The 24,434-nt window shown below is 64.4% G+C and carries 24 protein-coding genes and 1 pseudogene; 10 read left to right on the top strand and 15 right to left on the bottom strand.

The window, feature by feature from the left end:
- Nucleotides 1–63: 63 nt before the first annotated feature.
- Nucleotides 64–627, top strand: coding sequence for a DUF3299 domain-containing protein (locus tag THITH_RS16320; RefSeq protein WP_006746728.1), 564 nt, complete (start codon nucleotides 64–66; stop codon nucleotides 625–627).
- Nucleotides 628–824: 197 nt separating this feature from the next.
- Here the strand turns inward: THITH_RS16320 and THITH_RS19495 are convergent.
- A pseudogene (locus tag THITH_RS19495) lies at nucleotides 825–1,013 on the bottom strand (DNA helicase UvrD); the annotation flags it as partial.
- A gap of 21 nt (nucleotides 1,014–1,034) precedes the next feature.
- Between THITH_RS19495 and THITH_RS16315 the strand changes: the two are divergent.
- The 3 genes from THITH_RS16315 (at nucleotide 1,035) to THITH_RS16305 (ending at nucleotide 4,213) form a co-directional block, all read left to right on the top strand.
- On the top strand, nucleotides 1,035–1,802 hold the full coding sequence (locus THITH_RS16315; RefSeq protein ID WP_006746729.1) for a DUF2796 domain-containing protein: 768 nt from the start codon (nucleotides 1,035–1,037) through the stop codon (nucleotides 1,800–1,802).
- Between the two features lie 390 nt (nucleotides 1,803–2,192).
- Complete coding sequence (locus THITH_RS16310; protein WP_006746730.1) at nucleotides 2,193–2,948, top strand: ABC transporter ATP-binding protein; 756 nt, start codon at nucleotides 2,193–2,195, stop codon at nucleotides 2,946–2,948.
- Between the two features lie 2 nt (nucleotides 2,949–2,950).
- The gene (locus tag THITH_RS16305; protein WP_006746731.1) at nucleotides 2,951–4,213 is read left to right on the top strand and encodes an ABC transporter permease; all 1,263 of its coding nucleotides are present in this window, start codon (nucleotides 2,951–2,953) and stop codon (nucleotides 4,211–4,213) included.
- A 131-nt stretch (nucleotides 4,214–4,344) separates the two neighbouring features.
- Here the strand turns inward: THITH_RS16305 and THITH_RS16300 are convergent, their stop codons facing one another.
- The 3 genes from THITH_RS16300 to THITH_RS16295 form a co-directional block, all read right to left on the bottom strand.
- Nucleotides 4,345–7,227 carry a VWA domain-containing protein gene (locus THITH_RS16300; RefSeq protein ID WP_041483923.1) on the bottom strand — a complete coding sequence of 961 codons (2,883 nt, stop codon included), beginning with the start codon at nucleotides 7,225–7,227 and terminating at the stop codon, nucleotides 4,345–4,347.
- A 187-nt stretch (nucleotides 7,228–7,414) separates the two neighbouring features.
- The gene (locus THITH_RS19600) at nucleotides 7,415–7,672 is read right to left on the bottom strand and encodes a hypothetical protein (RefSeq protein WP_006746733.1); all 258 of its coding nucleotides are present in this window, start codon (nucleotides 7,670–7,672) and stop codon (nucleotides 7,415–7,417) included.
- Nucleotides 7,673–7,912: 240 nt separating this feature from the next.
- Nucleotides 7,913–8,497 (bottom strand): hypothetical protein, encoded by a 585-nt coding sequence (locus tag THITH_RS16295; protein ID WP_156925544.1) that lies wholly within the window; start codon nucleotides 8,495–8,497, stop codon nucleotides 7,913–7,915.
- Between the two features lie 467 nt (nucleotides 8,498–8,964).
- On the opposite strand from THITH_RS16295, the gene THITH_RS18610 reads away from it, so the two are divergent.
- Nucleotides 8,965–9,105, top strand: a complete 141-nt coding sequence (locus THITH_RS18610; protein ID WP_156925543.1) for a hypothetical protein — start codon at nucleotides 8,965–8,967, stop codon at nucleotides 9,103–9,105.
- A 214-nt stretch (nucleotides 9,106–9,319) separates the two neighbouring features.
- Here the strand turns inward: THITH_RS18610 and THITH_RS16290 are convergent, their stop codons facing one another.
- A complete protein-coding gene (locus THITH_RS16290; protein ID WP_006746735.1) occupies nucleotides 9,320–9,739 on the bottom strand; it encodes a type II toxin-antitoxin system VapC family toxin in 420 nt (139 codons plus the stop codon).
- Nucleotides 9,736–9,999, bottom strand: coding sequence for an antitoxin (locus tag THITH_RS16285; RefSeq protein WP_006746736.1), 264 nt, complete (start codon nucleotides 9,997–9,999; stop codon nucleotides 9,736–9,738). The genes THITH_RS16290 and THITH_RS16285 overlap by 4 nt, the downstream gene beginning before the upstream one ends.
- Nucleotides 10,000–10,595: 596 nt before the next feature.
- On the opposite strand from THITH_RS16285, the gene THITH_RS16280 reads away from it, so the two are divergent.
- Together THITH_RS16280 and THITH_RS16275 are read left to right on the top strand one after the other, a co-directional pair.
- A complete protein-coding gene (locus tag THITH_RS16280; RefSeq protein ID WP_006746737.1) occupies nucleotides 10,596–10,853 on the top strand; it encodes a type II toxin-antitoxin system RelB/DinJ family antitoxin in 258 nt (85 codons plus the stop codon).
- Nucleotides 10,853–11,125, top strand: coding sequence for a type II toxin-antitoxin system YafQ family toxin (locus tag THITH_RS16275; protein WP_006746738.1), 273 nt, complete (start codon nucleotides 10,853–10,855; stop codon nucleotides 11,123–11,125). Before THITH_RS16280 ends, THITH_RS16275 begins: the two co-directional genes overlap by 1 nt.
- Before the next feature lie 183 nt (nucleotides 11,126–11,308).
- On the opposite strand, the gene THITH_RS16270 is transcribed toward THITH_RS16275, so the two are convergent.
- The 9 genes from THITH_RS16270 to THITH_RS16230 form a co-directional block, all read right to left on the bottom strand.
- Entirely contained in the window at nucleotides 11,309–12,271 is a 963-nt protein-coding gene (locus THITH_RS16270) for an arsenic resistance protein (RefSeq protein WP_006746739.1), read from the bottom strand.
- Between the two features lie 219 nt (nucleotides 12,272–12,490).
- Nucleotides 12,491–13,783: an arsenic transporter gene (locus tag THITH_RS16265; RefSeq protein WP_006746740.1), complete on the bottom strand. Its 1,293-nt coding sequence runs from the start codon at nucleotides 13,781–13,783 to the stop codon at nucleotides 12,491–12,493.
- 9 nt (nucleotides 13,784–13,792) lie between these two features.
- Nucleotides 13,793–14,257: a CBS domain-containing protein gene (locus tag THITH_RS16260; protein ID WP_232222215.1), complete on the bottom strand. Its 465-nt coding sequence runs from the start codon at nucleotides 14,255–14,257 to the stop codon at nucleotides 13,793–13,795.
- A gap of 124 nt (nucleotides 14,258–14,381) precedes the next feature.
- Nucleotides 14,382–15,401, bottom strand: coding sequence for an ArsJ-associated glyceraldehyde-3-phosphate dehydrogenase (locus tag THITH_RS16255; RefSeq protein WP_006746742.1), 1,020 nt, complete (start codon nucleotides 15,399–15,401; stop codon nucleotides 14,382–14,384).
- 134 nt (nucleotides 15,402–15,535) lie between these two features.
- A complete protein-coding gene (locus THITH_RS16250; protein ID WP_006746743.1) occupies nucleotides 15,536–15,859 on the bottom strand; it encodes an ArsR/SmtB family transcription factor in 324 nt (107 codons plus the stop codon).
- A gap of 132 nt (nucleotides 15,860–15,991) precedes the next feature.
- Complete coding sequence (locus tag THITH_RS16245) at nucleotides 15,992–17,035, bottom strand: polysulfide reductase NrfD family protein (RefSeq protein ID WP_006746744.1); 1,044 nt, start codon at nucleotides 17,033–17,035, stop codon at nucleotides 15,992–15,994.
- Nucleotides 17,036–17,038: 3 nt separating this feature from the next.
- Nucleotides 17,039–17,767: a 4Fe-4S dicluster domain-containing protein gene (locus THITH_RS16240; RefSeq protein ID WP_232222214.1), complete on the bottom strand. Its 729-nt coding sequence runs from the start codon at nucleotides 17,765–17,767 to the stop codon at nucleotides 17,039–17,041.
- Between the two features lie 41 nt (nucleotides 17,768–17,808).
- Nucleotides 17,809–20,436 carry a molybdopterin-dependent oxidoreductase gene (locus THITH_RS16235; protein WP_006746746.1) on the bottom strand — a complete coding sequence of 876 codons (2,628 nt, stop codon included), beginning with the start codon at nucleotides 20,434–20,436 and terminating at the stop codon, nucleotides 17,809–17,811.
- Between the two features lie 183 nt (nucleotides 20,437–20,619).
- Nucleotides 20,620–21,582 (bottom strand): MBL fold metallo-hydrolase, encoded by a 963-nt coding sequence (locus THITH_RS16230; protein WP_006746747.1) that lies wholly within the window; start codon nucleotides 21,580–21,582, stop codon nucleotides 20,620–20,622.
- 278 nt (nucleotides 21,583–21,860) lie between these two features.
- Here THITH_RS16230 and THITH_RS16225 point away from each other — a divergent pair, with 278 nt between their 5' ends.
- The 3 genes from THITH_RS16225 (at nucleotide 21,861) to THITH_RS16215 (ending at nucleotide 24,157) form a co-directional block, all read left to right on the top strand.
- A complete protein-coding gene (locus THITH_RS16225) occupies nucleotides 21,861–22,844 on the top strand; it encodes a permease (protein ID WP_006746748.1) in 984 nt (327 codons plus the stop codon).
- Nucleotides 22,845–22,910: 66 nt separating this feature from the next.
- Nucleotides 22,911–23,144, top strand: a complete 234-nt coding sequence (locus tag THITH_RS16220; protein ID WP_006746749.1) for a thioredoxin family protein — start codon at nucleotides 22,911–22,913, stop codon at nucleotides 23,142–23,144.
- Between the two features lie 317 nt (nucleotides 23,145–23,461).
- A complete protein-coding gene (locus tag THITH_RS16215) occupies nucleotides 23,462–24,157 on the top strand; it encodes a cytochrome b/b6 domain-containing protein (protein ID WP_006746750.1) in 696 nt (231 codons plus the stop codon).
- The last annotated feature ends 277 nt before the right edge of the window (nucleotides 24,158–24,434 follow it).

The raw sequence follows: 24,434 nt of genomic DNA, 5'->3' as shown, positions 1-24,434 counted from the left end.
GTGTAAAGCGTGCACGGTCGCGTGGCCGTGCACGCTCTCATTTGATTTCGCAGGTTATATCTCATGATTGCCAACGGTTCCTGGCCGGCCCCTGGCCTGTCCATTGCCGCCGTGCTCGTGATGGCCTTCCTGTCAGTCGGGTGCGGGAACGGTGCTGGCGACACGACGGCAGAAGCCGGCGAGCCGCTGTCCCTGACCTGGGACATGCTGATTCCCGAGGACTACGAGTTCGACGATCCGCTCGAGGGCATTGATGTAGGCGGCTATGCCGACGACGATCCCCGGGCGATCGAGCTCCTGGAGAAACTCCGTGCGTCGTGGGCCGACACGCCTGTGGTCGATGAACTCGACGGAGAACGCGTGCGTCTCGGGGGCTTCGTGGTTCCGCTCGAAGGTGACGGCTCGCGGGTCACCGAATTCCTGCTGGTGCCGTTCTACGGTGCCTGCATCCACGTGCCGCCTCCGCCGCCCAACCAGGTCGTTCACGTGCACGTGAACGGTGACGGCATTTCGGCACGGTCGTTTGATGCGGTGTGGCTGACCGGGACGATGCGCGCCCAGCGCAGTTCGAGCGAGCTGGCCGATGCGGGCTATAGCATGCGGCCGGACCGCGTCGAACCCTTCTGACCGATCCGGCACGGCCCGACAGCGAGGAGTCTGATGATCACGCATGCTCCGCCAGCGAGAACCCCGTGCGGACCACCGTGCAAGCGGCCACCGCGCGCGAGGCGGACGTCCGCACACGGTGGTCCCCGAGGGAGCGCGCCTCGCGGGCGAACACGACAGTCCGCCGGGCATTCGTGATAACCATCATCACGCGGGCGGCCACCCCTGCGGATGAAAGAGACGTAGGCGTAGGGCGGAAAAGGCCGAAGGCCGTCATCCGCCAGCTGGCGCCCGGATTGCCGCGGGCGCCTGGGCACTGCGAACACCGTACGGCGGATGACGCTACGCTTTTCCGCCCTACGGGTCGCCCGGGACACGAGACAGGCCGTGACTTTCACGTTAACCAGGTAGAAGGAGTGTCCGTTCCGATGAACCACCTGATTATCCGCACAGGGGCCATCGCCGCGCTGTGCCTTTTCGGTTTCGGTGTCCAGGCCGCCACCCCGGAACATCGGCATCACGGGGCCCATGTGCACGGCGTTGCTGAACTCAATGTCGTGCTGGACGGAGCGCTGCTCGCAATCGAGCTGCATTCGCCCGCGTACAATCTCGTGGGCTTCGAGCACCCGCCACGAACCGAGGCCGACCGCCGAGCATTGCGGGAGGCACGCGCAATCCTCGAGAGTCCCGAGCGTCTCTTCCCGCTGGCGGCGGCTGCAGGGTGCAAGCCCGGCGCGGTCCGCGTGGATAGCCCGCTGTTTGCGGGCATCGACCCGGATGAACATGAGCACCCCTCTGGTCACGAGCAGGGCCACGGCCATGGAAGCGACCATGGTCACGACCATCAGCACGGCCATGAACACGGCTCCAGGCACCATGAAGGTGATGAACACGGTCATCGGCACGGACACAGCCACGTCCACGACGAAGGGCAGGGCCACGACGAACGTCACGGTGATGCTCACAACGGTGACCACGGGCATGGGCACAGTCACGATCATAACCATCACGGACACCACGCGGACATCCATGCCGAGTACAGTTTCGACTGCGCGCAGCCGGACGCGCTGCAGCCGATCGACGTGCGCGTGTTCGAGCATTTTCCCCGGACCGAGCGGCTGCAGGTGCAGCGTATCGGGAGGGCCGGACAGGATGCGCTGACACTGACCCCGGACCGCACGGCGCTGGCGCTCTAGCGTGAAAGTCACGACCCATCGCATATTGCGACCCGTAGGGCGGAAAAGCGCAGCGTCATCCGCCGTGCGGCGCTGGTATCGCCCGGGCGCCTGTCGTGGCCCCAGCGCTGGATGGCGGATGACGGCCTTCGGCCTCTTCCGCCCTACACCTCTTTCATCATCGGGGGGCCACGCGCCTGTAGCCATGACAGTTAATGTGAAAGTCGCGGCCGTCCAAGCGTTCCCCTGTGGGAGCGAGCCTCGCTCGCGAACGCGCCGCAGGCGCGACCAGCGCCGTGGCCACTTCAGCGCCGGCTTCGCGAGCAAGGCTCGCTCCCACAAGCTCGAAGCCAGTCTGGTCGGCAGCCCCATGGCCGGTTCGCTTTCATGCTCAGGGGTGCCCCGAGGGCCATGACAGTCAGAATGGACGCCAGCGCGAGACCAGCCGCCATCGAGGCACGCGGCCTCCGGTTTCGCTGGAGCGCCGAAGGACGGACGCTGCTCGACATTCCCGCGCTGGAGATCGCGCGGGGAGAACGGGTGTTCATCCACGGACCCAGCGGCAGCGGCAAGAGCACGCTGCTGAGCCTTTTCGGGGGTGTACTGCTGCCCGAACAGGGCGAGATCGCGGTCCTGGGCCGCTCCCTCGGTGGCTTGAGCGCCTCTCGCCGGGATGCGTTGCGCGCCGATCACCTCGGGTTCATCTTCCAGCAGTTCAACCTGATTCCGTATCTCGACGTGCAAGGTAACGTGACGCTGCCGTGCCGGTTTTCCCGCCTGCGCCAGGCTCGCGCGAGGGCGCGCGGCGGCATCGAAGCGGAGGCGCAGCGCCTGCTGCAGCAGCTGGGCCTTGGGGATGCCGCGCTGGCCCACCGCCGGCCCGACGAGCTCAGCGTGGGGCAGCAGCAGCGCGTGGCCGCCGCTCGCGCATTGATCGGGGCGCCGGAGATCCTGATTGCCGACGAGCCCACTTCGGCGCTGGATGCGGATCGCAAGGAGGCTTTTCTCGAACTGCTGCTGGCCGAGTGCACGGCGCTCGATACCACACTGGTGTTCGTGAGCCACGACACGGCGCTTGCCGGTGTTTTCGATCGCGCGATCGCGCTCGCCGAGATCAACCGGGCTCCCGCAGGCGACTCGACGGATCCGCTGGCGGAGGCCGTCTGACGATGGCCGTCTTCAGGCTCGCGCTGCACAGCCTGCGCAACCGCTGGGTCACCGCGTCGCTGACGCTGGTCGCGATCACTTTCGCAGTGGCGCTGCTGCTCGCGGTGGAGAAAGTCCGCACCGAGGTGCGTGCGAGCTTCGCGAACACGATCTCGGGCACCGATCTGATCGTTGGCGCCCGCGGAGGCTCGATCCAGCTGCTGCTCTACTCCGTGTTCCGGATCGGCAGCGCCACCAACAACATTTCCTGGGAAAGCTACCAGGAAATCCGCGAGCATCCGCGCATCGCCTGGACGATTCCGGTCTCGCTCGGCGACTCCTACCAGGGCTATCCGGTGATGGGCACCAGCCTGGATTACTTCCGGCACTACCGATTCGGGCGCAATCAGGCACTTCGGCTTTCCGAAGGGGAACCGTTCGACGGCGTGTTCGAAGCGGTGCTCGGCGCCGAAGTGGCCGAGCGCCTCGGTTACGAACTCGGTGAGTCGATCATCGTCGCGCACGGTACCGGGCCGGTGACCTTCGTCGACCACGACGACAAACCGTTCACGGTTGTCGGCATTCTGGAACGAACCGGAACCCCGGTGGACCGCACGGTCCACATCAGTCTGGAGGGCATGGAGGCGATCCACGTCGACTGGCGCGGTGGGGCGCCTCCGCCGCCCGGGCGAGCGATGAGTCCGGAGGAGGTGCTCGGCATGGACCTGACCCCGGATTCGATTACGGCCGTGCTGGTCGGGCTCGATGCCCGCGCGGCCACCTTCCAGGTGCAGCGCTACGTCAACAGCTACCGGGCCGAACCGCTCCTGGCGATCCTGCCTGGCGTTGCACTGCACGAGCTCTGGTCGCTGATGGGCGTCGCCGAACAGGCCCTGCTGCTGGTGTCGGTGTTCGTGGTGTTCGTGGGCCTGATCGGCATGCTCGCGGTGATGCTCGCCGGCCTCAACGAGCGGCGGCGGGAGATGGCGATCCTGCGCTCGGTGGGAGCCCGCCCGCACCAGATCTTCCTGCTGCTGGTCAGCGAAACCGTGTTCCTGGCGGCCGCGGGGATCGCGTTGGGTCTGGGGATCCTCTACCTGGGACTTGCGATCGCGCAACCGATCGTGCAGGCCCAGTTCGGCATCTGGCTCGCGATCACACCGCCCAGCGCCCACGATTGGGTGCTGCTGTCCGTCTTTCTCGGGGCCGCGTTCCTGACCAGCCTGGTCCCTGCGTACCGCGCGTACCACAACTCGCTGGCCGACGGGTTGGTCCCCAAGAATTGAATGTCACGTACCGAGGTGATGGTATGCGGCAAGCCGAGCCTGGCGCATGCCTCGGGATCGAGAAGGGCGCCATCGGACGCCTCGGCCGGCGCGCCGCATCGGTATGCTTGGTTCTGGGTGATGCGCCGGGATCAGTTCCGGCCGGGGCGGTGTTCGAACGCCTGGGCGCCGAACAGCCCCGGCGCGGTGGGATCCGCCCCGCCGATGGACACCAGCCGGTGCCAGACCGCTTCCAGCGTGTGATCCATCACATGGCCTTCGCGCAGCACCGCATCCACGGCTGATTCCTGGCCGAGGCCGGCCTCGATCATCGCTTCGGCGAAAGGCTCCATCGGCCCCACGCCCTCGCGGTATTCGAAGCCGTCCCAGGCGATCTCGCCGCCGCGCTCCCGGGCGATGCGGGCCTCGCGGGTGAGCAGGTCGAGCACCGCCGCCGGGCTGTGCGCACCGTCGCGCATCGACGCATAGGGTGGGTCGAACGCCCCCGGCGCGACCTCCTTCATTGCGTCCCACTCGGCGCCCAGCGCCGCTTCGGCCAGCGGTGCGGTGGACAGACAGGGCTGGCCGAAACAGCGCTCGGCGGCCGCGTCCCCATCCAACTCGGCGCGCGACAGCCCGATCAAATCGGTGGTGCGCCCCTGGATCGGACGGGTGACCATACGCAGGCTTACATGCGGGCCGGTGCCGAAATGCTCGGCCGGGGCCACCGGCGCGTCGCCCGCGGCCTCGGCGATCTCGGCGTGGCGGGCGGGGCCCAGATTGAAGCGCGTGACCTCGACATAGCCCACCGGAACCGTGCCCCCGCCCGGACCGCCGGGAAGCGGATCCTCGCCATAGGTCAGCCGGTAGCGGACATGGGGAAGCGCGCCTTCCTCGGCCTCCAGCAGCAGGATCGCGGTGGTCAGCGGCCCCAGCCACTGGCCCGGCAGGAAGACCGAGGCGGGATCGCTTTCCAGCGAATCGAGGAGCCGGTTTTGCGCGGCCTGTGGGTCGAGGATGGTGAATCCCGGATGTGCGGGGAAGGCCTCCGCGGCTTCCGCCAGCGTCCGGGGCGCCGCCGGGGCGGCATTGCCCGCGGCAGGGGGCGCCATGGCTCCGGTGGGCGTTTCCTGGGCGGCATCGCCCGGCTGGACACGCGCGATCACCTCGATGCGCTGGCTGGCCAGCAGCCGGTGCTCACCGCTCGAATGGTAGCGCAGCTCATACATGCCCGGTTCCTCGGGCGCGGTGCGGGTGATCGTGCCCTCGTCACCATCGACGGAATTCCGGATCCGCTGATAGCGGCTGACGATGTCGTCCTCGTCCCGCTCGGCATCCACGATCACCACATGGCCGGAGACGCCGCCGCCGATCTCGATCTCGAAGGACTCCTCGACCCTGACTTGTTCGGGCGCGGATAGCGTGACCGCGACATCGACCACCTCAACGAGTGCGCGCGCCATCAGGCGGTGGTCGCCGCCCATGTGGAAGCGCAGCTCATAGGTTCCGGGGTCGCTGGGCGCGGTGCGGGTGACGGTATCCTGCGCATCGACGGAGTTCCGGATGCGCTGATAGCGGCTGACGATGTCGTCGTCCTCCCGTTCGGGCGCAACGAGCACCAGGTGCCCCCCGCCCGGCGCGCTGACCGAGACCTCGAAACGCTCGTTGATGCTGACCTGTTCGGGCGCGGTCATCTCGGCGCCGGCATCGACGACCTCGATGGGAACGCGCTTCACGAGCGCACGATCCTCGCGAATGTAATAGCGAAGCTCGTAGCTGCCCGGTGCCGCAGGAGCGGTGAAGTTCTTCTCGCCATCGCCGCCCACGGTATTGGTCATCCGCCCGTAGCGGCTGACCTCCTCGTCGCTGCCGACCGCGGCGAGCAGCATGTAATCGCTGTCGTCATGGCTGCCGGTGACGACCACGTCGAAAGCCGCGCCGACCGAGACCTCGTCGGGGGCCTTGATCTCCACGGTGATCTCGCGCTCGGCGGCCTCCAGGATCACGTCGAGATCCCGATCCGCCTCGCGCGTGGCGGTGACCAGCACGCCGCCATGCAGGTCGCCTTGTTCACCCTCGATGCGGTATTCGCCCGGCTCGAGGTGAAGCGGGAAGTAGCCGCCGCCCTCGTTGACGAAGCTCTCGGCGCTTTCACTGGCGATGTCGAGGACCGTCCATTCGACGCCCTGTAGTGTCTCGCCGGTTTCGCCATGTTCACCGCGCACCATGACGGTGGCGAGCAGCTTGGCCATCGCCACCTCGATCGGTCCCTCGGTCTGGGAGGTGACCTCGAACTCGGTGACGCCCGCGAAGGAGTCGTCGAACGCCTCCACAACATAGTCGCCTGGGTCGAGCTCGACATGGATGACGCCGCGGTTCGTGCCCGCATAGATCGTCTCGCCGTCGGCGGTGGTCAGATCCCAGGTGATGGAACCGACCGGCTCCATGTCGCGTGCATCGAGCGCGTGAAGTTCCAGGTCGACGGGCCGGCTGGGCGCACTGATTCCGGCCAGCGCCTCGGTCAATTCCGCCCCGGAGTGGGTGATGAAGAGCTGCCCGCCGGTCTGCTCGGGCACGCAGGAGAGCGAAAGCACCGCCTCTTCCTCGAGCGCGAAGCCCACCACATGCGCCCGGATCTCGATGCCCTCGGCCGCCATCTCGGCGGCCAGCGCGCAGGGATCGCCACCGCAGTTTTCCAGCCCGTCGGTGATCAGGATGATGTCGGCCGATTCGGCGGTGCGCGGAATCAGATCGCGCGCCATCGCCATGGAATCGGTCAGCGGCGTCATGCCTTGGGGATTGAGCCCGCGGATGGTCGACGCCAGTTCATCGCCCGAGTGGGTTCCCAGCGGCAGCACCAGCTCGATGTCGCCGCAGTCGCCACGGCGGTTATGGCCATAGGCAACGACCCCGATGGGTTGCTCGGGATCGCGGGTCGTGGCGTATTCGTCGATCACCTCGCGCGCAATCTCGATGCGCGACTTGCCGTCCTCGAGCTGCGCCCACATCGAGCCCGACGCGTCGAAGACAATCATCGTTGCCCGGTCGTCGGCAAACGCAGTACCGGCCACAAGCAGGGCCGCTATCGCCCCCGCACAGGCCCAAGCTGCAGTCCCACGCATTCGGAATTCCCCCCAATTCTTGCTGACAGGCTCCAGGCGGCGCGCCGCCACCCCTCGCTGCGCAGGGAGCCTAGCAAAGATGTCGCGCAAGGCAACCGGGTTAGCTGTCATGGCCAGCGGCCACCCCGATAATGAAAGAGGCGTAGGCGTAGGCGTAGGCGTAGGCGTAGGCGTAGGCGTAGGCGTAGGCGTAGGCGTAGGCGTAGGCGTAGGGCGGAAAAGGCCGAAGGCCGTCATCCGCCATCCGGCGCCGGGATCGCCGCAGGCGCCGGGGAGGCGCGAACGCCGAGCGGCGGATGACGCTGCGCTTTTCCGCCCTACGGGTCGCCCGGGACACGAGACAGGCCGTGACTTTCACGCTAAGGGGGTTTTTGCCGCTCCTTCCTCGCCTCGCTGGGCAGAACGTTCTCCTTCCTTCCCAACCGCTCCGAGCACGGCCCCGGCGCCCACGGGCTGGCGACGATGACCACCAGAACCGGCGCGCAACTGCGTTCGAGGGGGATGTGATGAACGCTTCGTCCGCCCGTCGGCGGCCGATATCAACAACTCCCACGACCTTTCCGGCCAGTGCCCCCGAACGCAGGCAGCACGGCGTCGGTCAGGGGCAGTTCAGTTCGAACTCGACCTCAATGCCTTCCGGGTACGGGTACAGGCGGCCGGCGGCGTTATTGGCGGCAACCAGCAACGTCTGACCCGAATAACCCGCTTGACCGCCTTCGACCTCACCCATCAGACGGTGGTTGCTGTTCATGGTAAGACTCAGATTGGGTCCGTCTTCCTGGTCGAGGCGCAGGTTGACCATCATGGCCTGACTGGGATCGAGGTCGGTCTCGCTGCGTTCTTCCTGCCCAAGCAGCTCCACCCTCAACTGGAAACCATCGCCCCGCCCGCGCACGGTCCAGGCGCCATGGCTGAGTTCGCAGGTCACCTGGGACACGGCGTGTTCCTGGCCGTTCCAGCGGGCGTGGCCCATGATCCGGTCGCTTCCGCCAGAGGCCAGGGCCGGCTGCTGCTCCCCGTCGCTGCCGGCTTGCTGTTGTGCACCGTCACCACCGCATGCTGAAAGCAGCAAGACCAGGCTGGTCAGGGTGATGCCCTGCGCAGAAAATCGTGTGAGCATGACTTTTTCCTCATGGGTGTTTGATGGACCTGCTTTTTCGTGCGAGAAGACGGTCCCCGCCAACGCCCCGAGTCGCCAGCGCTATCAGCAACCGCTGCACAGTTGTGCGAGTGGTTGGCGTACGGTCTCGGTTCGGCCGTGATCCCAAGAAATGCAGGGTAATGAGTGCCAGCGCCAGAGTATAGGAAGGACCAACGCCATTTTCCGGCAAGGTGCTGCCGACCTGTCACCTCCCGTGTGGGCGTTACACATGCGTAGGCGGACGTGGGCGGCACCTCGGCGGCACTCGAAGTTGCCGGCATCGATGCGGACAGCGAAAACCCGCCCGGTGGGGTGATCCGCTGCCAGGAGGGCTCGAGCGAGCCGAATGGTTCATCGAGGAGACCGCCTTCTTCGTCGCGCTTCAGGCGCTGCTCAGCTCGCTCGATGCCGATGCGGGCCGCTCGATTTTCCGCGCGGGTACCGAACTGGTGGCGTCCTGCGGCTACACGACGGCACAGGAAGGGCGTTCCACACCGGCGTCCACGCGGGTGATGCAGCTCGAAGCCCAGGAAAACGGGCTTGATAGCGACGTCGTCGCCCACCCTGATGTGCTGATCGCCCGCGACTTCATCCCAGAGGCCGTATCCAGCGAGACGCACACCGTTTCCGCGTTGGCGGCGGGAAACTGACCATCGATGGCTCCCCACAGGGCGTTACCGCGCTGCGTGACCGGCCGTACTTCAAGCCGCCCCGAGGAGGCAATTTCCGCGATTGTCTACCTGACGGTGGACCGGTGGAGTACGGCCAGGTGATCCAACCGACTGCGTTGATCCCGCGGGTGGCAGCGCCGGAATGCGCGGCGGGAACGCAATCCGCAGGGATGACTCCGTAGGCTCCTGGATATCAAGTCTCGGCGGATGCCGCCCAGTCCTCGATTCTCAGGCCGCCGATGCGGCCAAACTCGCGGGTATTGTGGGTTACGAGAGTGGCGTCTTCCGCCAGCGCGTGGCACGCGATCCATAGATCGTTGGCGCCGATGGGGGTACCGCTGTCTTTGAGACGCGTGGCCTGCTCTGCATAGTGACGGCAGATGCCTGGTCCGGCCGGGTAACGCACCGGCACCTGCCGCGCGAGGGCTTCAAGCCGGCGAACGACCTCGGCTTTGCGCGTGCTTCGCTCGGCCCCTTTGAGCAATTCGGCCCATGTGACAAAGGACATGCACAGTTCATCGGCGTCGGGTAAATCATCGATACGCTGTCCAATGCCCGGCGGCCGATTCTTGATCAAGTAGATCAGGATGTTGGTGTCAAGCAGGTAGGTCACAGAACCTCACGCTCCTGCACCGGCAGGGACGAACGCTGTTCGGCCTCCAGCGCGGCAACGAAGGCGTCATCGACCTCGCTCAGTGCCTGTAGCGTCTGCATCAGTGCCGTGCCGCGCTGCGCGGGTAGCGGATGAATCACGAGATCGCCGTCCTCGTTGCGGGAGATGCTCACACGATCGGTGTCCAGCCGGAACTCGGCGGGAATGCGAACCGCCTGACTGTTGCCGTTGTTGAAGACGCGAGTGGTCAGTGTCCCCATAAGGCACCTCCTGGTGTGTACTTGTATGTGTGTATATTGGCTCGTGTTGCCGGGGCTCGCAAGCCGCGAAGTGCCGGCGCCTTCCGGGCAGGCCCGTCATGGCGTGGATGCCTATCCTTCCGAGCAGGCGTGTTCGCTTCCCCGGTGGCTCCGTGTGGCACACCGGCACCCTCTTTTCTACTCGCGGGACGTAACCGTCCGTCGTCGGCCAGCTTGCGGGCACGACGATTCCCGGTGCGGGTGGCTGGTTCGGTCAAGGGTTGTCGGACGCCTGCCCCCTGAACTTGGGGGAGGCCTCATGCGGTCGCGGGCAGGCGTCCGACAACCCTTAACCTGAACGGCCGCTCAGCCTGCAATGGCGAGGGGCCGCACGATGCTTGAAAGCGGGCACAACTGCACAGACCATTACGCGGTCCAGGGGGCGTCTGCATGATACGGGGCGAGACCTGCTCCTATTGCGCGCCTGCGTCAGGGGCGAATCTGAATGGCCTGGAGAGTGGACGCCCCCATGACGGAGCCAGTACGGGATATACGCGGTGCCCTCTCATGTGTATGATGTAGCTACATTGTAGCCATTGAAGAACAGGAGGGACACCATGAGTGCGGATACTGTGGTTCGAGCTCGTATCGACAGCGAAACCAAAAAGCGTGCCACCGCGGCCTTGGAGGCCATGGGGTTGTCGGTGTCCGACGCGATCCGCTTGCTGATGCTGCGCATTGCCGATGAACAGCGACTTCCCTTCACGGTTCAGGTGCCCAACGCGCTTACTGCCAAGGCGCTGGAAGACCTGGAATCTGGTAAAGGAAAGCGGTTCGATAGTGCTGAGGAGCTCTTCAAGGACTTAGGGATCTGATGCTGACTGCGGTCCGTTCCAGCCAGTTCAAACGCGATGTGAAACGGCTTCAGAAACGTGGCAAGGATATGGGCAAGTTGCGGATTCTGTTGGGCCTGCTGATTGAGAAGGCCCCATTGCCGGAGGGGTACCAGGATCACTCCTTGCGAGGAAACTGGCGTGGCTACCGAGACGCACATATCGAGCCGGATTGGTTGCTGCTGTACCGCGTTGTCGGCGACGAGTTGCACTTGGCCCGGACCGGTAGCCATGCGGATCTGTTCCGCGAGTAGGTGCTGTGTGTTGGATGCTCAGGCCCCACCACCGCCAATGCCGGGTCTCGACCCAGAGCCGCCACTGCGCCTCCGTTCGGTAGCGGCAGCAGCGCCTTCGATTGCGGTCATGCAGAGGAGTGTTGGCACGAGGTAGTGCGGATTGAACCCTTTTCCCGGGATCACGATACCTAATTCGAGCACTTACGCTCGGAACAGGTGACGCGGAATCCACCAAAGGTAGAGGGCTATGGCGAACAGCTCCACGAGCGACTGGAGCACGATCACGACGACGGTCGTCTCCCAGCCGGCAGGGAGCGCCAGCGCAAAGGGCAACACCACGAAGGAATTCCGGGTACCGAGACTGAAGACCAGGGTGCGACCGCTGCTGACCGGAAGGCTCAGGAAGCGCGTCAGCACCCTTGCGATCAGGGCAGCCGCGAGTGCGAAGGCGATGAACACCGGCAGTACCGAGAGCAGCATGGCTCCGGAATCGCGAATCACACCGACCTGGGCTGCCGCGATCAGGAAAACCACGATGGCGAGAAGCGGAACGGGCCCCCAGGCTAGTCGGTCACGCCAGACCCCACGTTCGGGGCGTGCCTCGATCCAGCGCTCGCTGATTGCCGCCAGCACGAGCGGTACCCCAATCAGGCCGATGGCTGCTGGGGCCAGATCACCGATCGAAAGCACCGAGGCAAATTGTTCGGACGGCAACATCAACCAGAGGTACATCGGCAGTAACAGGAACTGCAACAGCAGATTCAGGGGAGTGACCGCGATGGCGCGGGCCGGGTCGCCACGGCCAAGTTGCGTGAACGCGATAAACCAGTCGGTGCACGGTACCAGCAGGACCAGGAGCACACCGAGGCGCAGGGCCGGATCGTCCGGGAGCAGCAGCACCAGGCCCCATACCAGGAGCGGAATGAGAACGAAATTACCGATCAGCAGCGCGAGCAGGAAGCGCCGATCCTGAAAGGCGTCGCGCAGGTGGAGCAGGGGGACCTGAGTGAACGTGGTGTACAGCAGGGCCCCGAGAACTGGCCAGATCAGCGGTTCGAAGAGCGGACCGATATCCGGAACCCGAATGCCGAGCGCGAGGCCGCCGACGATGGCGCAAAGGTACAGCCAGACCTGATGACGCTCGACGGTGAACCGACTGAACATGGGAGCTTGGGGGCGCTCGGTCTCAGCGGCGGCAGGCCGTGCGCTCGCTCTGTGCTCGGGTGGGCAGGGCACGCTCCGGAAGGAGCAGAACATCCGGCAGTGGCTCGTCCGCGGACTGGGAAGCGCGGGCTGGGCCGGGGACGGGTGGTGTCACTGATAGGCACCTGAAAGCATGGCCTCCGTCCCTTCTTACCCGCACTCGGGTCACCGGTTCAATGTTCAACGCAGGAACTGTAACCAGGCGGACAGGCCCAGGAGCGTGGCCAGCAGCACCGGGGGTGTGATCACGATGCCGATCAGGAAATACTGTTTCCAGGTGATCACGATGCCCTTGCGCGCGAGCACGTGCAGCCACAGGAGGGTCGCAAGGCTACCGATGGGCGTGATCTTCGGGCCGAGGTCGGAGCCGATGACGTTGGCGTAGATCATGGCCTCCTTTACCAGGCCGGTTACGTTCGCATCGTCGATCGACAGTGCGACCACCATCACCGCCGGCATGTTGTTCATCACCGAGGACAGAAAAGCCGCGATGAAGCCGGTGGCCAGCGCAGCCGCCGTGACCCCATAGGCACCGACCCAGTCGAGGATGCGTGCGATGTCGGCGGTAAGCCCCGCGTTGCGCAGGCCGTACACCACCAGGTACATGCCAATCGAGAAGATCACGATCTGCCAGGGCGCGGTCCGGATCACGCGCTTCGTCGAAATGACATGCCCGCGCGCGGCCACGACCAGCAGGATGGCTGCACCCATCCCGACGATCGCGGAGATCGGCACGCCTTGCGGCTCGATCACGAGAAAACTGAACAGCAACAGCCCGAGCACCCACCAGCCGGCCCGGAATACCGCAGGATCCTTGATCACCTCATGCGGCTCACGCAGTTGCGTGTAGTCGTAACGCAGTGGAATCTGCTTGCGGAAGAACAGCATCAGGACGAGCAGCGAAGCCGCCACCGACACCACGTTCACGACCACCATCACCGTGGCGTACTCGACGAAGCCGATGCCGAAGAAGTCGGCCGATACGATGTTCACGAGGTTGGAGATGACCAATGGAAGGCTCGCGGTGTCGGCGATGAAGCCTGCTGCCACTACGAAAGCCACCGCAGCCACCGGGCTGAACCCCAGTGCCCGAACGATTTCCAGCACGATCGGGGTCAGCATCAGTGCCGCCCCGTCGTTCGCAAACATCGCCGCGACGGCGGCCCCCAGCAGCACGATGAAGGCATACAGCCGCAATCCGTTGCCCCGTCCCCAGCGCGCCACGTGCAGTGCGGCCCACTCGAAGAAGCCGGCCTCGTCGAGCAGCAGGGAGATGATGATGATGAACACGAAGGTCAGCGTCGCGTTCCACACGATGTCGACCACGATCGGCACGTCCGAAAAGCTCACCACGCCGGTGGCGAGCGCCACCGCCGCGCCGCCCATGGCCGACCACCCAATGCCCAACCCCCTGGGCTGCCAGATCACCAGGGCGATGGTGACCACGAGGATGACGAGGGCTGTCAGCAACATGGGGGGCGCTCAGTCCTGGCGTTTGAACGGGTTGCAACAGCCGGGATGCGCGCGCAGGCAGCGCAGCAGGTCAAGCCGCGAGACCATCCCCACCAGTCGCTCTTCGTCCAGAACGGGAAGGGACTTTACCCGGTGCTCGATCAGCAGTCGGGCCGCGACAGCCATGTCATCCGAGGGCAACACGTACGCGGGGTTGCGGCTCATCACCGCGCCGGCTGTGACGCCTTCTGCTGGATTGGGCTCGGAATCGTCGTGGCGGAACACGGATTTGTACAAGGATTCCCGCCAGATGGAGTCACGGCTAGGGACATGCGCATCGGCTACCCGGTGAATCAGGTCCCCCGTCGTGACCATCCCGAGCACCCGGCCGAATTCATCGACGACCGGAAGGCCATTGATGCCCTTATCGACCAACAGGTCGATGAGTGCCTCGACCGAAGTCGCAGGACCGACGGTCACAGGATCGCGCGTCATCAGATCCCGAACCTGCATCCACATAGCCTCTTTCGCAACGTTGTGATGAAAGTCTAGCGCAAAGGAGGACCCAGCCCAGCGGCTTCTGTTGATCCTCGCTTTGGCAGCGAGCCCGGGCGGTGACCTACACCGTCTCGAGCGAGCGTGCCACCTGTGTGGCCAGTTCGACCAATCGGTTGGCATAGCCCCACTCGTTGTCGTACCAGAGCAGGAGCTTGACCTGGGTGCCGTCGATGACCAGCGTGGAGTCAGCATCGACGATGGACGAGCGCGGATCACCCCGGTAGTCAGCCGAGACCAGCGGCCGCTCTTCGTAGCCGAGGATGCCGGCCAGCGGGCCTTCGGCGGCCGCGCGTAGCAGGCCGTTGACCTCTTCGGCCGTGGTCGAGCGCGCCGCCTCGAAGGTGAGGTCGGTGAGGGACGCGTTCATCAGCGGCACCCGCACCGCGTGGCCATTGAGCCGGCCCTGGAGTTCGGGAAAGATGTCGCCGATCGCGCGGGCCGAGCCGGTGGTGGTCGGAATCAGCGAAAGGCCGGCGGCACGTGCCCGGCGCAGATCCGGGTGCGGCCGGTCGACTGGCGACTGGGTGTTGGTCATGTCATGGATGGTCAGGATCGAGCCGTGGACGATACCGAGCGACTCGTGCATCACCTTCACCGCCGGGGCGATGCAGTTGGTGGTGCAGGAGGCGGCGGTTACGATGCGGTGACGCTGTGGATCGTAGAGGTGGTCATTGACGCCGACGACCACGTTGAGCACCGCCGGGTCCTTGACCGGCGCGGCGACCACGACCTTTTTCACCCCGGCGTCGAAGTACGGTTGCAGGCGCTCGACCGTGCGAAACGCGCCGGTCGCCTCGATGACCAGATCGCAGCCGGCCTCCGCCCACGGTGCCGCGCCGGGGGTGTCGTGCCGGGTGTGGCGGATCTCATGCCCGTCGACGCTGATCCGGTCGGGCTCAGCGGCGATGGCGTGGGGCCAGCGCCCGTGCACCGAGTCGAATTCGAGCAAGTGGCCGGAGACGGCGCCGTCGCCGTTCTTCTCGTTGATCAGCACAAAGTCGAACTCGGGACGGCCCCAGGCGGCGCGCAGCGCCAGCCGTCCCATGCGGCCAAAGCCATTGATGCCGACACGAACGCTCATCGGTGCAGTCTCCTGGTGGGGCGTATTGGACGCGATATCCTATGACGGATTCATGACAGTCACGTGACGGATGCCTCCGTCCTGGCGATCAACAACGAGGGTTTTCCCGGTTGCAGTGCGGATCGTAAGCCGGCTCAGGCAGAGGCTTTTGTAACCCGATCCATGGGCAGACCACAGCGCTCGGGATGTCCCCCACAGCAATCGTCGGTCAGAAAATCCAGCAGACTGCCGATGGCTTGGGGGCGAACGCCGTAGCACATGTATCGTCCGGCACGCATGGATTGCACCAGCCCTGCGCCCTCAAGTGCCGAGAGGTGAAAGGAAAGGGTCGATGGCACGATCCCGAGCTCAGCGCCGATCTCCCCGGCCGATTTGCCCTGGGGCCCGGCCTTTACCAGCATGCGAAACACCGCAAGTCGGTTTTCATGGGCCAAGGCGGCGAACATCTTGACGGCCATTTGCGTATCCATCGCCCGATGCTACTGAAAAACCGGGTGCCTCGCATCGCTTAACCGGGAGCCTGTAGGGTCAAAAACGCCCGCCTGCAAAAGTCGCAGGCGGGCAGGGTGGGGCAGTCGCCCCGTTCGACGTCAGGCAGCCGGGCGCCGCTCGATCAGGAACTGCTCGCCGAGCTTGATGAGTGCAGCGGCCACGGCAATGCCAAGCACGAGGACTAGGAGTTCCGGAAGGTTCGGCTGGTAGGACTGCACCGCGCCGTACCAGTGGGCGGTCTGTCCGAGCGACACCAGTTGCCCCGTGATGATGAAGCTGTACTGCACCCAGAGTGCACCCAGGATGCCGAGCAGGGCCAACATACGTGGCGCGCGAGGTAGAAGAACGGCAGCGATGAGGAAGGGCGCCAGCATCGCAATGCTCGCCCAGCCCAGCATGCCGGCGACCGTGCTGTGGGCTTCGTAGGCAACCCGCATCAGGATCAATGCCGCGAACAGAAGCGCCGTCTGCCGGAAGATCCGCCCTGCGGTTTCCGTAAGCTTACTCTGCGGACGCAGCAGCACGATCGCGGCGGTTCCGCTCACCAGCGCCGAGACCAGGGTGACGATCGACAGGAAGGCCCCATGGTAGTCCGGGCGTCCGATGACCGTGCCGAAGACTGCGCCGATGGTGATGGCGGCGGCCGCGGCGATGATGAGCGTTCCCCAGGCAAGTGGCATGTCGAACCCGCCGTGTCGGCCCTTCAGGTCCATCACGAGCTTCACGATCAGGAGCACCAGTTCGACCGAGTACAGCGCGCCCATCCACCAGATCGGAGAACTGAAGTTTGGCGAGAGCAGGATCCAGACCAGATTCAGCACGGATCCCAGTTCGGTTGCCAAGGCGGTGAAGCCTCCAAGGAGGATACCAATGGCCATGATCAACAGCGGCCGTGTGTGTTGCGTGATGGATGCGTCTTTGGTGAGCAGTCCGTAGGCCAGAACCAGCGATATCCCGGTGCTCATCAACGCCAGGAAGATGTAGGCGACCAGTGGGAGCGTCCAGACCAGTGCATGGTTGGTTGCAAACAGATGTCCGAAGAACATCTCGTACACACCCACCATGCCGCCTGCCACGAGGCCGACGGCGATCAGGATCCAGGTGGGCGTGGCAAAGTCTCGCAAGCTGACATTGGCATTCATGGTTTACGCTCCTTGGCCTTCGCCGGCCGGGCGCGCGGGTTCGAAGCGGCGCTGTGGTTTGTAGTCGCGGATGTAAATGACCCGTGGTCGGGTACCGAGATGTTCCCGCAACCCCTGGCCTCCATGCCGGGCCACCAGTTTGCTTACCTCGCTGTTCGGATCATCGATGTCGCCAAACTGCCTTGCCCCCGAGGGGCAGGCGTCGACGCAGGCCGGTGCCAGCCCCTGGGCCAGGCGGTGGTCGCAGAAGGTGCATTTCTCGACGGTGCCCGAGGGCCGCACGACCGGGTAGGTGGTGCCTCGCTCCGGATTGCCGTGTGGGGAGCCTTCGCCACCGGACTCCTCGACCATCTCCCTGGGCGAGAAACAGCCCTCGGCCAAGCGGTCGCGCTGCGCCCAGTGTCGATGCGGCCGTTCCCAGTTGACACTGATCACGCCGTACGGGCAGCCCACGATGCACGCCTTGCAGCCAATGCACTTCTTGGGGTCATGCAGCGTGAGCCCGGTCTGCCGGTCCTTGTGCATCGCCTGCGTCGGGCAGGCGGCGACGCAAGGCGCGTTGTCGCAGTGGTTGCACATCGTCGAAATGTACTCGTACCGCACGTCCGGGAATTTCCCGGTGGTGCGCGTGATCTTGTCGCACCAGTTGATGCCGACCGGGGTGTTGTTTTCGATCTTGCACGCGATGGTGCAGGCGGCGCAGCCGACGCAGAGCTGCTGGTCAATCACCATTCCATATCCCATGACTGAAATCTCCTAGCAGTTGGCGGCTGTCAGACTTTCTCGACGCGAACGCCGATCTGGCCGGAGAACACCGAGGATCCGGACAGGCGGTCATAGTCGCCCGGGATCAGTTCGTTGTTGTTGCCCCCGATGGCGGTCCGCCCGAACTCCTCGGACACATTCCGCCCGTAGGCCCAGTGGCCCATACCGAAGGCTTTCACGACGCAGCCGGGTCGCACACCCTCCCAAACGCTTGCGGTGCAGGTGATGGTGCCGGAGACACTGCTCAGCCGAATCGTGTCGCCGGTCTCGATCCCGAGGCGTTCGGCGTCCACCGGGTTGATCTTGGCGGCATCGCCGAACTTGAAATCGCCCGGCTCGGTATCACGTTCGGCCGTGTACCAGTAATGGTTGCACCCGCGTCCCTCCCGGTTGAGCTTGTGCTTGTAGTCAATGAACAGGAACGGGTACTCGCTCTCGCTGCCGTGCCGCACCGGGTTCTCGTAATGCGGGATGAACGCCAGTTCGCCGCGGGCTTCGTAATTGCAGGTCGCCAGCACATTGTCGATGTCGGTATTGTGCCGGTCCGCGTGCGCTTGCAACGCGTCCTTCAGGGTCTCGGAGTAGAACTCGAAGTTGCCGGTCTTCGTCCCCATGTTCCCCCAGCGCGACTGGAACGGGTAGTGATCGCTGGTCCACATGCCGACCTTGCGAAACTCTTCCCAGTTGGCGAACTTCGTGCCCCCCACAGTGGAGTCGGGATCCCAGAAGGGCCGGGTCATCATCTTGACCATGATCAGGCCCAACTCGTCACCGTTGGTGGGATGCGCACCCGTTTCCGGATCGGTGAACTCGTTTTTCAGGTATTCCAGCGGCGCGCTGAAGCCCTTGCGATCCAGCGCTTCGGCGAGCAGCCAGGGGATCTCCGACTCATCCTGGCGGATGTCGCCGATCTTCACCATCGGCTGCTGAATGCCGACCACGCCATAGCCGTTGCCGGAGTTGGCGACGACGTTCCAGCGCTCGAACATACTGTGCGACGCCGGCAGGATGATGTCGGCGAACATCGACTGTTCGGCGAGGTTCAGCGTCGAGTGCACCTGGAAGGGTACCTTCTTCATCGCCTCTTCCCACTCCTGCGCGTGCGGCTGGGCGTAGACGAAGTTGTTCCAGCTCGAGTACAGCACCTCGATGCCGTAGGGGTCTTCCTCCAGAATGGAGTTGGCGGGCTGGGCGCTGATCACGCCTGCGCCAGAGCGCCCGCGGGCGAGTGCCGGGAATTCCAGTCGGCCACGGCGATCGATCATTTCCATTGCGATCCCGGCCTTGGCCAGATCATCGCGATACGCGGCGCCGTCGGGTAGGGAGGCTGTCGGGCGGGCACTGAAGCGCATGCTGCCGCCGTCGTTCTCCGCCGCCCCCAGTAGCCCGGCAAGCGCGTGACCGCACATCGAGCTGTAGGAGCCGCGCGTGTTCATGTGCATCCCGCGCGAGAGCCAGATGCCCACTCTCGGGGCCGCCTCGCCGAGATCCCGGGCCACGCGCACGATCTGCTCGACCGGAATGTCGGTGATCTCCGCAGCCCACTCCGGGGTGCGGTCCTTGAGTTCCAGGTTCCACCACTGCACCAGACCGTGGGTATACCGCTCGTTGAAAGTCGGCACCGCGGTCGGCCCCTGCGTTGTATCTTCTGCCTCGACCGCTGCATCCGCCGCTTCGACCATGGTTTCCAACGCGACTGTCTGGCCCGAGACAAAGCGGTTTTTTCCGTCGAAGAAATCGCCAACGAAGGGTTTGTGCCAAAGCTCCTCAGTCAGAATCACATGGGCCAGTGCCAGCGCCAGCGCGGAATCCGTACCCGGCCTGATCGGCAGCCATTCATCCGCCTTCTGCGCGCTGGAGGAAAAGCGGGGATCGACCACAGCCACCTTGGCGTGATCCAGCATGTTGCCCCACTCGCGCGTGGCGAAGGACACCTGCCGGTTGGCGGCAATCGGATCGGCCCCGAACGAGAGCTGGTAGCGGCTGTTCTTGATGTCGTACTGCCGGTAGCCCCAGTTCCCTTCCATGAAGTACGGACCGAACTTGTCGGCCTCGGCGCAGATGGCCGAGTGGGTGATCGCGTTCGGCGAGCCGATGATGCGGGTGATGTTCGCGAGCATCACCCCGCTCATGAATCCATAACGGCCGCGGGTGGTCATGTATTTGTACGGTTCGCCCTTCTGCCGCAGCTCCATCAGTTTCTCGGCGAAGGTGTCCATGGCTTCTTCCCAGGTGATCCGCACGAATCCCGGATCCTCGCCGCGGCCCTTGCGCGGGTTGGTCCGCTTCATCGGGTAACGCACCCGGTCCGGGTCGTATAGCTCGGTCAGCGCCATGCTCTGACGTACGCAACCGGACTTACCGGTGATCTTGGAGTGCTGGTTGCCGCGCACGTGGAACACGCGGCCGTCCTGAACATAGGCCTCTTTCATGCACCAGGTGGTACAGCCCTGGCAGACGGTGGGAACCCACTCGCCCGAACCCGGGATCGGAATCGGGTTCGCAGCGTGCACGACACCGGCATTCACCAGTGCCTGCGTGAGGGGGTTGAGTTGGAATGCCGTGGCAACGCCGAGCGCACCCGTCCCGGCCAGGAAGGTGCGGCGGCTGATCTTGGTATCGTGGAACCATTGCATGCGCGGGATCCTCCATTGGTTCGATCCTTCGAGAAACATCGAAACCGAAGGCGGGATCCCATGTATTGATCTAGCGCATAGTTCTCTCTAACTGTTCGAGCGAATTGAAAGGTAAGGCATTTATAATCTAATTAATTCGAATCTCTTTTCGATTATTCGAAGATACTTCGAGAGGCAATGCATCTACTGCGACGCCTCCAGAAACAGGTAGGTGCGGTTCACGTTTACCCGATGCCAGTCGTCGTAGTGCAGCAGGTGCTGGAACGGTGGCAGCTCGGCGATACGCTCGACCGTCTCGTCCAGTGACTCCCAGTCTTCGAGCCCGGCCCGTACCTCGCGGATGAGGGTCTCGAGATAATCGCCGGTGTCGCGGCGGGCCGTGGCCAGATCCGTCGCGGCGCCGTGTCCCGGAACGACGATCGCGGGATCGAGTTCCTCAAGCTTGCGGAAACTTTCCAGCTTGCCGACTGGGTCGCTCTGCGGATGAATGCCCAGCATCCGCTCGGTGTAGACAACGTCGCCGGTGAACACCACTTCATCGGTCGGCAGGTGGAGCATGCTGTCCCCGGGAAAGTGCGCGTTTGCAACGAAGAGTAGCTCGAACGGCACCCCGCCGACCTCGAACGCGTGCCGGTCGGCGTCGATCGGGGCGGGCGCGGTCACGGGATCGGTGCCGGCCATCGCCTCTTCACCAAGCACGCGAATCAGCCGGTTCAGGTGTGTCTCGCCAAAGCGCTCCTGGGTTTCGGCGGTCCGTTGCAATGCGACGATCTCGGCACCCTGATCCTGGAACCAGCCGTTGCCCAGCCAGCGGTGATCCTGGCTGCCCAGGTTGACCACGTGAGTGATGGGTTGCTCGGTGACCGCCGCCACCGCTTCCGCGATCTTCGCCGCAACCTGGTAGCTGGGGCCGCTGTCGATCAGCACGACGCCCGCGTCCGTGACGACGAAGCCGACATTGTTGTTCATGCCCAGGTTCAGCGGCGTGCGCGCCTCGATCGAGCCGTAGAAGTAATGGACGCGTTCGGTCAACTGGACCGGTTCGAGGATTGCCTCGATCGGCCGGTCGGCATCCGCTTGGGCAACGGACGCGAGCAGCAGCGCAAAGGCTGCGGCCGCAGATAGCGCAGAGAAAAGACGGTGCATGGCAGGCTCCTGTGGACAAACTCTGGACCCTTACCGGACGGCCGGCGGGTTGGATATATTCCCGGATCCGAGGGTCGCTGGCAGAGCACGAGCCGTGCCGTCGCTGCCGGTAACCGGTGTCTGGCTTGGATTCCTAAGCGGAAGTTGCGGCCAGGCGTGCCGCTGCCCAAGGGGCACTTGGGAGAGATTTGGTACCCGCCGGATAGGGTCGGTATTCTGCGCGGCACGATGAACGATCCGGCGCGATTAGTGAAAAGCCGTGTCTTCGGTAATGCCGTATGACCGGTCCCTTCCAGTGGTTCGCGGACTGGCTCGTCTATGGCGTCCTCGGGCTATCGGCGGACACTCGTTTCGGCGCGGCGCTGAACTTCTTCGTGATGGATGTCCCGAAGATTTTCTTCCTGCTGGTTGTGGTGATCTACGTGATGGGCTGGTTGCGTGCCTTCGTCAGTCCGGAGCAGGTGCGCAACTACATCCGCGGGCGCTCCAAGGTCGCCGCGCGCTCGACTGCGGTCGGGCTGGGGGCGGTCACGCCGTTCTGCTCCTGTTCCTCGGTACCTTTGTTCATCGGGTTCGTGGAGGCGGGTATCCCGCTGGGCGTCACGTTCTCCTTTCTGATCGCGAGCCCGATGATCAACCAGGTCGCGGTGGTGCTGCTGGCCGGAATTCTGGGCTGGCAGGTCGCTCTGCTGTATGTGCTGGCGGGGCTCACCCTGGCCTTTGTCGGCGGCATGATCATGGAGCGGTTCAAGCCGGAGCGGTGGGTCGAGGAATACGTGTGGAAGATCCACATGGGGCAGGTTCAGATGCCGGAGCGGGATACCAGCCTGCGGGGCCGTCACCTGTACGCCTGGGGCGAGGTCACGGATATCGTGCGCCGGATCTGGAAGTGGATTTTCATCGGGGTCGGCGTGGGCGCATTTTTCTACGGTTATATCCCCCAGCACTGGGTCGAGAACCTCGGGGATCACTGGCTGGCGGTGCCCGCCGCCGTGCTGATCGGTGTACCGATGTACTCGAACGCGATTGGCGTGGTTCCGGTCGCCGAGGCCATGCTGCTGAAGGGCGTGCCGCTGGGCACTACGCTCGCGTTCATGATGAGTGTGGCGGCACTGTCACTTCCCGAGCTCCTGATTCTGCGCAAGGTGATCCGCTGGCCGGCACTGATCCGTTTCGTGGGGATCCTTGCGGTATCGTTCATGATCGTGGGCTGGCTGTTCAATGCGCTGGCGCCCTGGCTGCCGGTGGCGGCCGCGCCGTAAGTAGGCCCCCGCTGAGACTACTCGGTCCTCGCAGTGTCTGAAGACGTGCAAACCCCGGAGGTTATCGTGAAAGAAGTGAAAGTGCTTGGTCCTGGATGTGCGAACTGCAAGCGGGCCTACAACCTGATTGAAGAGGTCGCGAAAGCAAAAGGTGTCCAGGTGCAACTCGAGAAGGTGGAGGACGTCGCGGCGATTGCCGGCTATGGAGTCATGGCCACGCCGGGTGTCGTGATCGACGGAAAGGTGATTCACATGGGTGGTGTACCAGCACGGTCCGTTGTCGAGAAGTGGTTCAGTTGAACCTTGGTTCGCCGCGCGCTTCATGAGGTGGGTGCGGGGGTACCGGCCAGTAGCTCATACATGCACGCGTGAGTGTCAGCTCTAGGCCACCAAGCAGGCTCTCGCACGCATCCATCGACTGACCGTTCAGGGCCGACTACTGCCACCGGCGGTCATCGGCTGTCTCCACCCGACCCTGAGCGGGCTCCCAGGCGCTCGGCGTGACAGGCTGAATCCGATACGGTGCCGGAGACTCCGACGGCAGGATCGTTTATATTGCGAAATCGTGATCGTCAATCGCAACCGCCATCAAGACGGCGTCAGGAATTGCAAAGCGCATGAAAACCGAAACTCTGTATCGCCGAGAGATCTGGAGTAAGTGGCTGCGTTTGTCCCACTGGACGCTGGCGCTGTCGACACTCGCACTGATGGCCACCGGTTGGCTGGTGCGCTACACGCCGAGCGTGGCTCAAACGGCTGCCGACTGGCACTATGTCGCCGGCAGCATTTTCACACTCGGGCTCGTGCTGCGTATCTGGGTATTGTTCAGCGACAAGCTCATGGGCCGATGGCAGTTTCTGCTTGCGGATCTAGAGCCGAAGAAGATGCTGCAAATGCTGAAGTTCTACCTCTCTTTCGGCAAAGCCACCCTGCCACGCTGGTACGCCCACAACCCTCTCTGGGTGCCCGTTTACCTTGTCGTGCTTGCGCTGATGATCCTGGTTGCCTTCACCGGCCATCTGCAAGGCTCTTATCCGGTCGTCTCGGGCATTTATCTGCCGGCACTGCATGCCGGCATCGCCACGGTCATTTCATTGTTCGTCCTGGCGCACATGATCGCCGTGTTTATGCACGATCTCAAAGGCGGTGGCGACGATGTGTCCGCGATGATCAATGGCAAACGCCTGTTCGAAGTCAAACCGATCTCGACCCAAGAAATCAGCGGCGTGCACGGGGGGTCCCTCGATAGCCTGAAATCCGGCCTGAAAAAACCCGCCACACCCAGCAGGCCGAAAAACGATCCGAACGACTAATTGGCCTCTTCGACGGTATGCGTTCAGCCCCCTGCCGAACTGTCATGGCGGGGGTGGCCGCCCCCGATTGAAGTGGTGGGCGTTCCGACATGAAGTAGGACTATCACGAAAGCGAGGCGAGGGCCGCGAGGAGATAGTCGAAGACGAGTCGCTGTGGCGGCAGCCCACACGGCGTTCCGGCCTGGGGCTGGCGCAAGGACGCGACCGCCGCAACTGCCGTCCAACCCGTTCGCACGCCCGAATCCAGTCCAGACCTCGGCAGCGGTTTCGTCGAGCC

This window comes from Thioalkalivibrio paradoxus ARh 1 (assembly GCF_000227685.2).
Classification (GTDB): Bacteria; Pseudomonadota; Gammaproteobacteria; order Ectothiorhodospirales; family Ectothiorhodospiraceae; genus Thioalkalivibrio; species Thioalkalivibrio paradoxus.
Note: the sequence above shows the minus strand (reverse complement) of the source record. Positions and strands in the feature narration are given on the sequence as shown.

Excerpts from the sequence above, each read along its gene's own strand:
- THITH_RS16320 (WP_006746728.1), top strand. The coding sequence starts at position 64 with ATGATTGCCAACGGTTCCTGGCCGGCCCCTGGCCTGTCCATTGCCGCC.
- THITH_RS16315 (WP_006746729.1), top strand. The coding sequence starts at position 1,035 with ATGAACCACCTGATTATCCGCACAGGGGCCATCGCCGCGCTGTGCCTT.
- THITH_RS16310 (WP_006746730.1), top strand. The coding sequence starts at position 2,193 with ATGACAGTCAGAATGGACGCCAGCGCGAGACCAGCCGCCATCGAGGCA.
- THITH_RS16305 (WP_006746731.1), top strand. The coding sequence starts at position 2,951 with ATGGCCGTCTTCAGGCTCGCGCTGCACAGCCTGCGCAACCGCTGGGTC.
- THITH_RS16300 (WP_041483923.1), bottom strand. The coding sequence starts at position 7,227 with ATGATTGTCTTCGACGCGTCGGGCTCGATGTGGGCGCAGCTCGAGGAC.
- THITH_RS16285 (WP_006746736.1), bottom strand. The coding sequence starts at position 9,999 with ATGGGGACACTGACCACTCGCGTCTTCAACAACGGCAACAGTCAGGCG.
- THITH_RS16280 (WP_006746737.1), top strand. The coding sequence starts at position 10,596 with ATGAGTGCGGATACTGTGGTTCGAGCTCGTATCGACAGCGAAACCAAA.
- THITH_RS16275 (WP_006746738.1), top strand. The coding sequence starts at position 10,853 with ATGCTGACTGCGGTCCGTTCCAGCCAGTTCAAACGCGATGTGAAACGG.
- THITH_RS16270 (WP_006746739.1), bottom strand. The coding sequence starts at position 12,271 with ATGTTCAGTCGGTTCACCGTCGAGCGTCATCAGGTCTGGCTGTACCTT.
- THITH_RS16265 (WP_006746740.1), bottom strand. The coding sequence starts at position 13,783 with ATGTTGCTGACAGCCCTCGTCATCCTCGTGGTCACCATCGCCCTGGTG.
- THITH_RS16260 (WP_232222215.1), bottom strand. The coding sequence starts at position 14,257 with ATGACGCGCGATCCTGTGACCGTCGGTCCTGCGACTTCGGTCGAGGCA.
- THITH_RS16255 (WP_006746742.1), bottom strand. The coding sequence starts at position 15,401 with ATGAGCGTTCGTGTCGGCATCAATGGCTTTGGCCGCATGGGACGGCTG.
- THITH_RS16250 (WP_006746743.1), bottom strand. The coding sequence starts at position 15,859 with ATGGCCGTCAAGATGTTCGCCGCCTTGGCCCATGAAAACCGACTTGCG.
- THITH_RS16245 (WP_006746744.1), bottom strand. The coding sequence starts at position 17,035 with ATGAATGCCAATGTCAGCTTGCGAGACTTTGCCACGCCCACCTGGATC.
- THITH_RS16240 (WP_232222214.1), bottom strand. The coding sequence starts at position 17,767 with ATGGTGATTGACCAGCAGCTCTGCGTCGGCTGCGCCGCCTGCACCATC.
- THITH_RS16235 (WP_006746746.1), bottom strand. The coding sequence starts at position 20,436 with ATGCAATGGTTCCACGATACCAAGATCAGCCGCCGCACCTTCCTGGCC.
- THITH_RS16230 (WP_006746747.1), bottom strand. The coding sequence starts at position 21,582 with ATGCACCGTCTTTTCTCTGCGCTATCTGCGGCCGCAGCCTTTGCGCTG.
- THITH_RS16225 (WP_006746748.1), top strand. The coding sequence starts at position 21,861 with ATGACCGGTCCCTTCCAGTGGTTCGCGGACTGGCTCGTCTATGGCGTC.
- THITH_RS16215 (WP_006746750.1), top strand. The coding sequence starts at position 23,462 with ATGAAAACCGAAACTCTGTATCGCCGAGAGATCTGGAGTAAGTGGCTG.